7 protein-coding genes are annotated in these 12,855 nt (G+C 54.9%); all 7 read left to right on the top strand.

What is annotated here, in order from left to right:
* The first annotated feature begins 180 nt into the window (after positions 1-180).
* The 7 genes from csrA to LA756_RS21540 all read left to right on the top strand — a co-directional run bounded on the left by csrA (position 181) and on the right by LA756_RS21540 (position 12,845).
* Positions 181-405 carry a carbon storage regulator CsrA gene (csrA, locus tag LA756_RS21570; protein ID WP_105354695.1) on the top strand — a complete coding sequence of 75 codons (225 nt, stop codon included), beginning with the start codon at positions 181-183 and terminating at the stop codon, positions 403-405.
* A 697-nt stretch (positions 406-1,102) separates the two neighbouring features.
* Positions 1,103-4,672 (top strand): flagellin, encoded by a 3,570-nt coding sequence (locus LA756_RS21565; protein ID WP_224436792.1) that lies wholly within the window; start codon positions 1,103-1,105, stop codon positions 4,670-4,672.
* A 204-nt stretch (positions 4,673-4,876) separates the two neighbouring features.
* Positions 4,877-8,638 carry a flagellar filament capping protein FliD gene (gene fliD / locus LA756_RS21560; RefSeq protein WP_224436791.1) on the top strand — a complete coding sequence of 1,254 codons (3,762 nt, stop codon included), beginning with the start codon at positions 4,877-4,879 and terminating at the stop codon, positions 8,636-8,638.
* Positions 8,639-8,734: 96 nt separating this feature from the next.
* Positions 8,735-9,292, top strand: coding sequence for a flagellar export chaperone FliS (gene fliS / locus LA756_RS21555; RefSeq protein WP_224436790.1), 558 nt, complete (start codon positions 8,735-8,737; stop codon positions 9,290-9,292).
* 144 nt (positions 9,293-9,436) lie between these two features.
* A complete protein-coding gene (locus LA756_RS21550; protein ID WP_224436789.1) occupies positions 9,437-10,300 on the top strand; it encodes an MqnA/MqnD/SBP family protein in 864 nt (287 codons plus the stop codon).
* Positions 10,301-10,418: 118 nt separating this feature from the next.
* Positions 10,419-11,687, top strand: coding sequence for a M20 family metallopeptidase (locus LA756_RS21545; RefSeq protein ID WP_224436788.1), 1,269 nt, complete (start codon positions 10,419-10,421; stop codon positions 11,685-11,687).
* Between the two features lie 9 nt (positions 11,688-11,696).
* Positions 11,697-12,845, top strand: a complete 1,149-nt coding sequence (locus LA756_RS21540) for a YbdK family carboxylate-amine ligase (RefSeq protein WP_224436787.1) — start codon at positions 11,697-11,699, stop codon at positions 12,843-12,845.
* Positions 12,846-12,855: the final 10 nt, after the last annotated feature.

Raw genomic sequence — 12,855 nt, 5'->3', positions numbered from 1 at the left:
AATCGAAAACTGATTCCTGCTCTCTAGGTGTCCGATACTCAACACGTCGAGTCATAGCAATGCACTGCTATCATTGCTGGCGAGCGACTGCATCACTGCGGTCATTCGGGGCTGGACGGAATCGAACAAGCACCATATGCCCTATACCTTGATTGAAATAAAAGTAGGAAGGAGCCAGAGATGCTGGTACTCTCGAGGCACCGTGACGAAAGCATCATGATCGGCGACAACATTGTCATCACGATTGTGGATATTCGTGGAGACAAAGTTCGTCTGGGGATTGCTGCCCCTCAAGACATCCCGGTTCATCGCCAGGAAGTCTACGAAGCCATCAAACGCGAAAACATGCAGGCCTCCGGTATGCAACCGGAAGATACGGCCATGATGAAAAAGGGACGCAAGTAAGCGCGTCGGTACGTACGGAGGTCGACCATCCTGAGTCGATTCAGGCGACCTCCCAGCCTCTCCCTACCGACACAGTCCGCGCAGCACGGCCCGCCTTGCGCTGCACTGTCTTCGGCAATCCGTAGTGCGGTATTGCCGGAGAGCACTCTCCCACGGACATTTTGCACCCTTGACTGCTTACTCGTGCGCGACCGCTGAGATGGTCCTCTTGCGCCACCAATCTGTACGCTCATAAAGCGTTTTTCTTCGGGAATCTTCGGCCATTCCTTCCCCTACGTTTGGGAAATGGCAATCCAGCTAGCAACACTCTTTATCTCAACCGATGCCCGGTTGTACTGGCTGTTCTGACGTTGACGAATAGACAAGGCAAACAACTTCCGTCAACTCGTACGTCAACGAAAAAGAATCTCTTTATCTCAAGCTAGTGTCAAAGTGTGACGATCTTCCCATCTAGACGTTTCGGAATCCTCGCACAAGCTGCGCTGACCACGTAGCTAGCTCGGTTTTTAGGACGTCGAACGGGGCAGGCCCCGCTGGCGACGACTTTCGTCAACACCATGCATGGCCAAACTCGAGATTGACAATCGTTCGTTCCCATATATTTCGGGGCTGCGTTTTGCAGCCGCACCAGCTGAGTCACGACTCCCCGTCTCGGTTGGAACCAAACGTAGTCCTCAACTAGGAGGGGTGTCTCAAAATGACCCGAATCAATACTAACGTCAGCTCTCTCATTGCTCAGAACACCTTGTCGCGTTCCAACAGCGATTTGCAAACCGCTCTGGGTCGTTTGAGCACCGGTCTCCGGATCAATCGTGGTAAAGACGATCCGGCCGGTTTGATCGCCAGTGAAGGTCTTCGAAGCGATATCATCAGCGTCGAAAAGGCCATCACCAACAGTGAGCGAGCCAATCAGCTGATCGCAACTGCCGATAGTGCTCTCGGCCAGGTGAGCCAGCTGCTCAACGACATCCGTGGTCTGACCTCGGAAGCCGCGAATACCGGTGCGTTGAGTGAAGAACAGATCGCAGCTAACCAGTTGCAGATCGACTCGTCGCTTGAAGCTATCGATCGTATCGCCCAAATCACCTCCTTCCAGGGCAAACGTCTCCTGGACGGTAACCTCGACTTCATCACCAATGGCGTCGACAACAACTCGATCGAAGGTCTTCGCGTCGACCAGGCCAACTTCGGTTCGTTCAGTGCTATCGGCGTCGAGGTCAACGTCGTCAAGCAAGCGACCCGTGGTCAACTGAACTACAACTTCGGTGCGATCGCTGAAGATCTCGTGCTGCAAATCGGTGGCGGCAACGGTACAGAAGCCTTCAACTTCGCCAAGGGTTCGACCATCGAAGAAGTTGCTTCGGCCGTCAACCTGGTCTCGGACGCGACCGGCGTGGAAGCCATCGTCGAAACGGCTGCCACGAAGGGTACTCTAGTCGCTTCCAGCTACGGCGAAAACAACGACGTCCTGCTGACCGCCAACGAAGCTGGCTTCGACGCCGGCGACGTCCGCGTCAAGTACGTCAAAGGTTCGTCTTCCTCGACCACCGCGAACTACTCCGGTTCGGTCGGCGACGATCCAGCCACCATCGAAGTCGCCCTCGGCGTCCGTGATTACGAAGCAGCATCCGTTACCGTCGACACCGCTGGTACGGACAACGACTTCACGATCACCGCCGATCAGCTCGGTGCCGACTTCAATGACGTCAGCATCATCTTTGCCGACGGTGCGAACACGGGCGAAGAAACGGCAGTCTATGACGCCGACGCCAAAACGTTGACGATTACCAAAAACGCTGCGTCCACCGCTGCCGACATCGTCGCTGCTGTGAACAACACGCACGCCCTCGCCGACACCCCGACCGCAGTCGTTGGTACCGCCTCCGGTGGTAACTCGCTGTTCACGTTGACGTCGGATTCGACCGGCTTGGCGAACGACAACGTTACGATCAACTTTACTGATACGGCTACAGCCGGTAGTGAAACGGTTACCTACGACAATAGCGATCCTGATAACGTTGTTATCACCGTCGGTATTCAAGATGGTGTGTCGACCGCTAACCAAGTGATCACTGCATTGAACGGCGACGCAACAGTCGGTCCTTTGTTCACCGCAGCTGCCAACGTTACCGGTAGTGACGGTTCCGGTACGATCGCTGTCGCAGACAGTGGTGCTGTTACCGCAACCTCCAACAATGCAGCCACCGCTGCTTTGTTCACCGCTGCTTTGGTCGAAACCAACGGCACCGGTGCCGGTGCAGTTGCTTTCACTGGCACCTATGGTACGGCGACTGCCGGTGGTGTTGACGGTGGCGACGTGATCGCAACCGCCAATGACGTCATCGAAGCAATCAACTCTGCTTCGGGCAACGACAAAGTCACCGCTTCGCTGCAAGCAGGCAACAATGGCTACGGCGTTGTCTCCGAGTTCACCGACGTTGCTAACAGCGGTGTCGCCGAACAGAACAACTCGCTGCAGTTCCTGGCCCCAGAGTCGAATCCAAACATTCGTTTCGTCTCGAATCCAGGTACCGGCCTGAGCATCGACACCACGACCGATCCTCGCGTCGAAGGTTATTCGACCGCCGTCATCCAGAATGCCGATGCCAACGGATCGTTCGAGATCAAGTCGAAGCTGAAAGGCACCGACTTCGATGGCTACACCATTAGCTTTGTCGACAACGCTTCGGTCACCGGCGGTGGCAACGAGTACGCTGTTCTCGATAAAGAAAACAAGACGATCACCATCAACATCGAAGATGGTGTCACAACTGCTGACGACGTCTTGACCGCCATCAACGATGACGCTTACGTGAGCCAGTACTTTGAAGCATCGAACTTTGGTTCGAGCGACGGTACCGATGCTATCACGATTGCCGACCTCGACATTCCTGCTGGAACTACCGGTGGCGTCGAATCAGAAGGCACGCTGGTCATCAACCTGGCCACGGATGAAAACGGCACCATCACGACGACTGCGAACGATCTGATCGCATTCTTCGATGATCCAAGCCAATTCATCGAAGACGGCACCGAAGCTGCGAACACGGCTGCTTATCTGGCCGAACGCGGTATCAGCGTCACCAACTCGGGTGGTAGCGACGGTTCCGGTGTCCTGGCAGTCTCCACGGAAGACATTTCGTTCTCCACCAGTGGTACTGACTTGGAAGATGCCCAGGCAACTGGCACGACCACGGCTGTCAACGGCGAAGACGCTCAGCTCACGCTGACTGCGATCAACGGTGGCGAAGAGTACGATGACGTGACCATTCAGTTTGTCAACGATGCCACGGTCACCGCTGGCACCGACGAACGTGCTGAATACGATGCGGCATCGAAGACGCTTACCTTCTACATCGAAGAAGGTGCGACGACCGCTGCCGACATCGAAGACATCTTCGATTCCGGTGATGGTAATTACGATGCCGATGTCGCTGCGTTGTTCTCGGCAACCGCTGGCGGTAGTGGTGCTGGGGTTGTCACAGTTGACGACACCGCAACGCTGACCGGTGGCGTGGTCGATAACGGCTCCGTCCAAGGTGCTGCTCTGCAAGGCAACTCCGACCTGGAAAACACTGGTCTGACGTTCCAAGCAACTCGCTACGGCTCGGATAGCTTCGTTAGCGTCAAGGCTCTGAGCGGTACATTCAGCCTGACCGATGACACTGGCGAAACTGCTGACCGTTCGGTTGGTACCGACGTCGACGTCCGCATCAACGGTATCCAAGCTGTCGGTGACGGTCTCAAGGCTTCGATCAACACCTCGTCGCTCGACTTGAGCTTCTCCTTGAATGCTTCGGTCGACGACAACTCGAATCTGAGTTTTCAGATCTCGGGTGGTGGTGCCCTGTTCCAACTCGGCCCAGACGTGGTTAGCAATCAGCAAGCCCGTCTCGGTATTCAGAGCGTCAGCACGGCAACCCTCGGTGGTGTCAGCGGACGTTTGTTCGAGCTGCGTTCGGGTGGTTCCAAGAGCCTGACCGCCGACGTGGGTGCAGCCGCTAAGATCGTTGACGAAACGATCACTGTGGTCACTCAGCTTCGTGGTCGACTGGGTGCATTCCAGAAAACGACGCTGGAATCGAATATCTACACCTTGAACGATACGCTGGCCAACCTGACCGAAGCTGAAAGCTCGATCCGTGACGCGGACTTCGCCGCTGAATCGGCTAAGCTGACGCGTTCGCAGATTCTGGTTCAGTCGGGTACTTCGGTGTTGGGTATCGCCAACCAGAACCCACAGAACGTCTTGAGTCTGCTCCGTTAATCGTGGCTCAAGCGATTTGACAATAAAAGAAACGCCCGGCCTTTTGGTCGGGCGTTTTTTGTTCTTGAAGTGGCCATTCAAAACTACCTAATCGGAAAATTCCTCCAGCGAAGCAGGCTATCTAGTCGATAACGTTGAGTAGCGCGGACTCTTTCTGCGGAACTTTTGCGTGGGCGACGGCCCACCTACGTGGCACATAACCTCATGGCAGGCATACAAGCAAATACCGGTTTAATCACCGGGATTCCGATCGCGGAAACCGTCAAGCAACTGCTTGAGGTCGAAGCACAGCCGCGCGAAGCCCTCGTCACGCGTACCGAGGCGATAAATGCCGAAGCCAAGGCCATCGCGGAACTTACCGCGAGCGTTCTAAGCTTTCAGTTCACCGCGAAGAAGTTCGAGAAGAGCACGCTCTTCACTACCGCCAAAGCAACGAGCAGCAACACGTCGTTCCTTTCGGCTGCTGTCACCGGAACGCCGAAGACGGGCAACTATCAGTTCACGCCCATCCGTACGGCCCAATCCCAACAGTTTCTCAGTTCTGGTGTCGCTTCCGTGACACAACCGTTGAGTGCTGGGAAAATTCAGATCAGTCACGGCCCTCGCTTGGACGATGGTATCTCGCTCGATCAACTGAACGGCGGCCAGGGTATTCAACGTGGCAAGATTCGCATCACTGACCGCAGCGGAAGCAGTGCCGCGATCGACTTAAGCTACGCCCAGACGATCGACGACGTTCTCAGCGCAATCAACGACAACGATACCACTCAAGTCACTGCCACGGTCGATGGCGATCGCATCAAGCTGACCGATACCTCGGGACAAACAACATCTAATTTGGTTGTTCAAGCGGTTGGTAGCAGCAGCACGGCTGCCGATCTTGGGCTGGAGGGCATCAACACGGCCTCGAATTCAGCGACCGGGGCGGACTTACTCAACCTGCACGCGAATACACAGCTTTCCGCACTGAATGATGGCAACGGTATTAGCGTCAACCGAAGTGCGGCCGACCTCTCTGTTTCACTAAGAGATGGCACTTCGCTGGAAATCGATCTTGGACAGGCCGCCGCGCCAGAGGACTTCGCCACCGCAAGCGTCAAGTCAGGCGATGCACGACTCAGCTTTACGTCGGTACAGTCAGGAAGCGACTACGACGGTGTCCAGATCATCTTCCAAGACAACGCTTCGGTAACCAAGGGTAGCGAAACGGTCGTTTTTGACGAAACGGCGAAGACGCTTACTTTTCAAATCGACGCAGGCAAGACAACCGCTGCCGATATCATTTCGACTCTGGAAGACGATGCGACGGCCAGTCAGTACTTTACGGCAAGTACCGTCAACAATGGTCTCGGCAACGGCATCATCGATCCTGCCAAAGATTCCGTCACGACGAGTGCCACCACCGGAACGGCCTCCGCGACAACGACGTCGGTCGACCCTAACGCAGTCATTACTTTAACGGCAGGTGGAACCGGCGGCAGTTACGACGACGTCACGATTATTTTCGTAGACGACGCCGGGGTCACTGCCGGAGCGGAAACGGTTACCTACGACGATTCCGATCCAGATAACAAAACGCTCACCGTTCGTATCGATGCTGGCAACTCGACCGGCGCGAACGTCATTGACGCGATTAACAACGACCCGACCGCAAGTGCCCTTTTCACCGCGTCGAACGGTTCTGGAAGCGATGGTAGCGGCCTGGTCGATGTTTCAGACACTGCCGTTACCGCTGGCGGCGTCCTGCAATCAAGTGCCACGACTCCCGATGATGCGTCCAATGGGCAAGTCAACGTCACGGCGAAAGTCAAGGGAGCAAACTACGACGACTTTGAGATCTCTTACGTCGCTGACGGTGCGGTTACACAAGGGAATGAAGTCGTTGAATTCGATGCGGAAGCGAAAACTATCACGGTTCGTATTGCTGAAGGAGCAACGACCGCGGACGATGTCGTCACAGCACTGAACGGCAACACCGCATTTGCGGCAACATTCACCGCCTCGAAACCGACCAGTGCGGCCGGCGATCGAATCATCGACGCTTCCGTCAGCGAAACAACTTCCAAAGGCGAAGCTTCCGAGGCGTCGGAACCGCAAACTTTGGGACAACTGATCGATGCGATCAACGCGGCGGATCCAACGAAATTACGAGCACAGATCAGCGACGATGGCGACAGCCTCGAACTGGTTGATCTGACGACCGACAGCGGTGGAACATTCGCGGTTACCAGCATCAACAACAGTTCGACGGCGGAAGATCTCGGGCTTACGGGAACCGCCTCCGGAGGTACGCTCGCCAGTCGCCGCCTTCAATCTGGTCTTAAGTCGACATTACTGACATCGCTCAACGGCGGTCAAGGACTTGGCACACTCGGCACGATTTCGATCACCGACCGGAGTGGGGCTTCGGCCAATGTCGATCTTTCGTCGGCAGAAACGGTCGAAGACCTGATCGAGTTGATCAATGGTTCCGGCCTGTCGGTCAGTGCCAAAGTGAACACCTCCGGCACCGGCATTTCACTGAACGATGCCAGTGGCTCGTTCGACAGTAATTTCATCATTGCCAACGCGGACGGCACCAACAGTGCCGAGTTGCTGAACATCGAGCACGACTCTACTTCGCTGACCGTCAATTCAGGCAATCTTGGACAACAGTTCGTCAACGAGAACACCAAGCTCGACGACCTCAAAGGAGGTGCTGGAATCGAGCGTGGCAAGTTCTTGATTAAGAATAGTGACGGCAACACGCGACTCTTTGATTTATCCGACACATCGATTGAAACTGTCGGTGACTTGATCGATAAGATCAATGCAGAACTCAGCCTCAATGTCGAAGCCCGGATTAACGACAACGGGGACGGCATTGCGTTAATCGACAAGACTTCCGGCTCTGGGAAGCTGACCGTCACCGAAGGCAGTTCCATCAACACGGCGGCAAGCCTCGGCTTACTAGGCACCGGGGTCGAGAAAGAGGTTGACGGAGTCACTCGGACCGTTATCGAGGGGTCGCAAGTCACCACTATCAACATTGAAGATGGGGACACGCTGCAAGACGTCATCGATCAAATCAACGATGCCGACATCGGTCTTTCGGCCAGCTCGCTAAACACTGGAACCGGCACCAATCCGGTCCGCCTGTCGCTGGTTAGCACCACCTCCGGAAGCAAGGGACGTGTGGTCATCGATTCGAGCGAATCCCAGTTCCGCTTCGATGAGATCGTGGAAGCCCAAGACGCGCTGCTGCTATTTGGTTCGGCCAGCAACGCTTCGGCAGGTATCCTTACCTCGTCCAATACGAATAAATTCAGCGAAGTTCTCGAAGGCGTTTCGCTCACCATCAACGAAGCTTCAACGTCGCCAGTCAATGTCAACATTCAGATCTCAGATGAACCGCTGTTGAAAGCGGCTCAAGAGTTCGTTGACCAGTACAACGCATTGCGAACCAAGCTCGACGACAACACCTTCTTCAACGAAGCCGACAACTCGACCGGTGTTTTGTTTGGTTCTAACGAAGCGTTACGTGTTGATACCGAGCTAGGCAGTTTGATCACGTCGCGTCTCGTTGGAAATGGCCAGTTTCAATCGCTGGAGCAACTTGGGTTCGAGATCAACGACACCGGCAAGCTGAGCTTGAATACTACCAAGCTGCGGAATGCATTCGAGTCGGATCCGGAAGCCGTTGAGACATTCTTCACCAAAGAAACCACCGGCTTCGCTCACAAGGTTTTCAATCTTACCGAGCAGTTTGCCGGGGCTGGTAGTTCACTGCTGGTCAGTCGTGCTCAAACGTTGCAGGCCCGCGCCGACATCAATACTGAACGCATCCTGGCAATGACAGCTCGTCTCGAACGGAAGTCGGAACAACTGCTCAAGCAGTTCTACAATCTGGAACTGACCATCGGCAAGCTGCAAAGCAATACGTCGGCTTTGGAAGGGATTCAATACATCTCGCCTGACGGAACGTAAAAGCCGCAGCCGAATTGGATTCGCCGCAAGACATGCCGTGCTATGGTCCGATAGTACGAATAGACCCACTTTTCGACCTGACCCAAGACGAGACCTATGAGCTTCCAAAGCGATTCGACAGAAAACTACCTGGAAACCGAGGTCCTTACAGCGACCCCGCAGAAGCTCCAGTTGATGATGATCAACGGGGCCATTCGCTTTGCCTATCAGGCCCAGCACCTTCGCAAGCAAGAAGAAAAAGAAGAAGCTTGGGAAAGCTTGCTTCGCTGCCGCGAAATCGTCGCGCAGATTTTATGCAGTATCAAAGACGACGGAAGCGACTTGATGCGCAGCGTTGCTGGCGTGTACTTCTTCTTGTTTCAAGAGCTGACCGAACTGCATGCCCAAGACGAATATCATCGTCTGGAAGGGGTGCTGAACGTGTTGAACGAAGAACGCGAAACATGGGAAGAACTGTGCCGCCAGATGCCGGAAGCACCGGAGCGTCCTCGCGAGGAAGAACGCGAAATCACTTCGTCGGACGCGGAAGAAATGATGGGTTCGCTTGATCAAGCCAGCGAGACTCAAGAGCAGCGTTCGCCTACCGCGTTTGGCTACGATCCGCATAGCGATTACTACCCCAACAGCGGTGGTGGCATCTCTTTCGACGCCTAAATCCTTTTTCGCCCTCATGTTCCACCAAAAAGGGGTGTTATTGAGGGCGTTTCCACTCGGTTCCCTGGTTGATGGAAGACGCCAGTCCACGCAACAATGGACGGTTTCGTATTCCCGTTTCACCCCAACCAGGGACATTGAATCTTGGCCGAGAAAAAACTGATCCGCGTAGGGCACAGCCCTGACCCGGACGATGCCTTCATGTTCTACGCACTGGCCTGCGACAAGATCGACACCGGCAACTACCGGTTCGAGCATGAACTCGTCGATATCGAAACACTCAATCGTCGGGCTTTTTCCGGCGAACTGGAACTGACCGCAATCAGTATCCATGCTTACGCCCACCTGCACGACAAGTACGCGATCTGCTCTTGTGGTGCCAGCATGGGTGACAACTACGGCCCCATGGTGATCGCCAAGGAAAAGTTCACGCAGGATGAACTAAAGACCAAAACGATTGCCGTCCCTGGCACGCTCACGTCCGCATTCCTCGGTCTACGCATGTATCTCGGGCAGGAATTCGAGCATGTTGTCGTTCCATTCGACGAGATTATCGAAGTCACTGCCGCTGGCGAGTACGAAGGCAAAAAGATCGATGCCGGTCTGATCATCCACGAAGGTCAATTGACCTATCAGCGACAAGACTTGCAACTGATCGTCGATCTCGGCGTCTGGTGGCACGATCGCACCGATGGGTTGCCACTTCCACTGGGTGCCAACGGCATTCGCAAGGACATGGGCGAAGAGACCATCCGCGAAGTGACCCGACTGCTGAAGGAAAGCATCGTCTACGGCTTGGAAAATCGCCAAGCGGCTCTCGACTATGCCCTGCAGTTCGGTCGTGGCTTGGACAACCAACTGGCGGACAAGTTCGTTGGCATGTACGTAAACGACTGGACGATCGACTTCGGCGAACGTGGTCGCGAATCGGTCAGCCGCTTCCTGAAGGAAGGCCACGAACTAGGTGCGATTCCGGATTTGATTACGCCGGAATTTGTCGACGGTTAGTTCTTTACCGCCGGCTGGACGGGAATTCCCATCCAAATTGATGATGAACGGTACTCCAATTGCATGGTAAGATTGGAGTACCGAGATTCAACAACTGGATGAGGAAAGTCCCCGCAGCATGACAGCCTGGCAATCGAGACTGAGTGCGGAGATCGACCAGCTAAGCGATCAACTCATCGATTTCCGCCGAAATCTACATCGCAATCCGGAAGTTTCCGGAGAAGAATTTCAGACCAGCCTGACTCTCTATCAGTTGTTAGGCGACTTAGGTCTAAGCGTCCGTATGGGGCCTGACGGACGAGGGGTGATCGCCGATCTCGACACCTTCGAAAGCGACGGCACCACCGCGATCGCGCTACGTGGCGATATAGACGCCCTGCGAATTCATGACTGCAAGAAGGTCGACTACTGCAGCCAAGTCGATGGCGTAATGCATGCTTGCGGTCACGACGCCCATACAGCCGTCGTATTAGGCGCCGCTCAAGCTGTGCAAGCATTGGCCAAACACAACAAACTTCCTTGGCCGATTCGTGCTCGGTTCATCTTTCAGCCAGCGGAAGAAATCTGCACTGGCGCACGCGACATGATAAAAGCTGGAGCACTGGAAGATGTCTCCGCGATTATGGCGACCCACATGGAGCCCAGCCTGCCGTTTGGCAAAGTTGGTTTCCGCAAAGGGGAACTCACAGCCAATTGCGAAGAGGTACATATCAAAATCCATGGCTCCAGTGGACATGGAGCTCGTCCCTATGAGGCCAACGATCCGATTGCCGCGGCGGCCCAGCTAGTCAACACACTTTACTTGGCGCTACCACGCGTTACCCAAACGCACGAAGCGGTCGTCATCAGCTTCGGGCAGATCCATGGCGGCTCGAGCCCCAACGTTATCCCGGAAACCGTCGAGCTCCAAGGGACGATGCGAACGCTGCTGCCGCAGACTCGACTCGATACGATTCGACATATTCACCGCATCGCCGATGGCATTGCCATGGCGACACAAACCGAGATTGAAGTCAGTTTCGATCTCGGCACCGCTGCGGTCCGTAACGATTCCAACATGATCGATCTGCTGAAAGAGAACTGCGTCGAACTGCTTGGCCTTCCTTCAGTTCACGAAATTCCAAGAGCCAGCATGGGAGGCGAAGACTTCGCTTTCTACCTCGACAATCTGCCGGGGGCGATGATTCGCTTAGGCTGCGCGACGCCGGGTGTCGACAACTGGCCCCTGCTGCATAGCACAACGTTTGACATCGACGAGCGTGTTCTTCCCTTTGGAGCGAATCTTCTGGCCCGCAGCCTGATCGCCTGTTTCGAGCCAGGATCGCGGTGGAGCACGCAACTCTTACAGTCTCGGACGACCTCTCACCCCGATTCGGCTTCAGGTTAGGACGTACCCATGTCGAAAATCGAATTTCGCGCCAACAATTACCCCACGCTCGGTGTGGAACTGGAACTAGGGGTTATTGATGCCCAGACGATGGAACTTTCGTCTTCGGTTCAGAAAATCTTGGACGCATGCCCGGAAGAAGAACGGGAACAATACAAGCCAGAACTGATGCAGTGCTGCCTCGAGATCAACACCGGCATCTGTCATACCGTCGGTGAAGCCGAGCAAGACTTGTCGGCCAAGATCAAACGCATTGAAACGGTCCTCGACAAGCTGGGGCTCAACCTTTGGTGGGGTGCAACGCACCCTTTTTCTCGTTGGAAAGATCAAACCGTCACGCCGAATCAGCGTTACTTAGATCTTCTCGAACTGCTGCAAGAGATGGCGCGACGCCTCGTCACGCAAGGCTTGCACGTCCATGTCGGTGTTGAATCAGGCGATAAAGCCGTGATGCTGTGCGACCGGATCATGCAGTATCTGCCGCTTCTTTTGGCGCTCTCCAGTTCCAGTCCCTACTGGGAAGGCCGCGATACGGGTCTTTCATCCCACCGCAGCAAAATCATGGAAGGACTCCCAACCGCTGGCATTCCAACGTTGATGAGAAACTGGAGCGAATACGTTTGGATCGTCAACCACATGGTCGACACAGGGTTTATTAATACCATCCGTGAAATCTGGTGGGACGTTCGCCCTCACCATAACTTCGGCACTGTCGAAGTCCGAATCTGCGACATGCCAGGCAACTTTGAAGATGTCCTGGCATTGACCGCAATGACTCAGTGCCTGATTGTTCATCTCTCCCGTGAGATCGATGAAGGAGCCTATCAGCACGACTGCCATCCAATGATGGTGCGGCAAAACAAATGGCGAGCTGCTCGCTTCGGTACGTCGGCCCGCTTGGTGAACTCGTTCACGTTTGACGTCGAAACGGTTCCGCAAATGACCAAGCGGCTTGTCACCGCACTGGCTCCGTTGGCCAAACGCCTGCAATGTGCCGACTATCTTGAGCACTGCAACGTCATCGCCAATCGCCCCAGTTGGGCCACTCAGCAAAGAACACTGCTGCAAGAAACAGGATCAGCGGCCGAGATGGTCCGAATTCTTTCGCAGAAGTCGAGACTATCCAAAGCCGCTGTTTCCGAAGATTCAACTGGCTAATTGCCAGTCA

The sequence above is a fragment of the Bremerella sp. TYQ1 genome, assembly GCF_020150455.1.
GTDB classification, from domain to species: Bacteria; Planctomycetota; Planctomycetia; order Pirellulales; family Pirellulaceae; genus Bremerella; species Bremerella volcania_A.
Note: the sequence above shows the minus strand (reverse complement) of the source record. Positions and strands in the feature narration are given on the sequence as shown.

Excerpts from the sequence above, each read along its gene's own strand:
- csrA (WP_105354695.1), top strand. The coding sequence starts at position 181 with ATGCTGGTACTCTCGAGGCACCGTGACGAAAGCATCATGATCGGCGAC.
- LA756_RS21565 (WP_224436792.1), top strand. The coding sequence starts at position 1,103 with ATGACCCGAATCAATACTAACGTCAGCTCTCTCATTGCTCAGAACACC.
- fliD (WP_224436791.1), top strand. The coding sequence starts at position 4,877 with ATGGCAGGCATACAAGCAAATACCGGTTTAATCACCGGGATTCCGATC.
- fliS (WP_224436790.1), top strand. The coding sequence starts at position 8,735 with ATGAGCTTCCAAAGCGATTCGACAGAAAACTACCTGGAAACCGAGGTC.
- LA756_RS21545 (WP_224436788.1), top strand. The coding sequence starts at position 10,419 with ATGACAGCCTGGCAATCGAGACTGAGTGCGGAGATCGACCAGCTAAGC.
- LA756_RS21540 (WP_224436787.1), top strand. The coding sequence starts at position 11,697 with ATGTCGAAAATCGAATTTCGCGCCAACAATTACCCCACGCTCGGTGTG.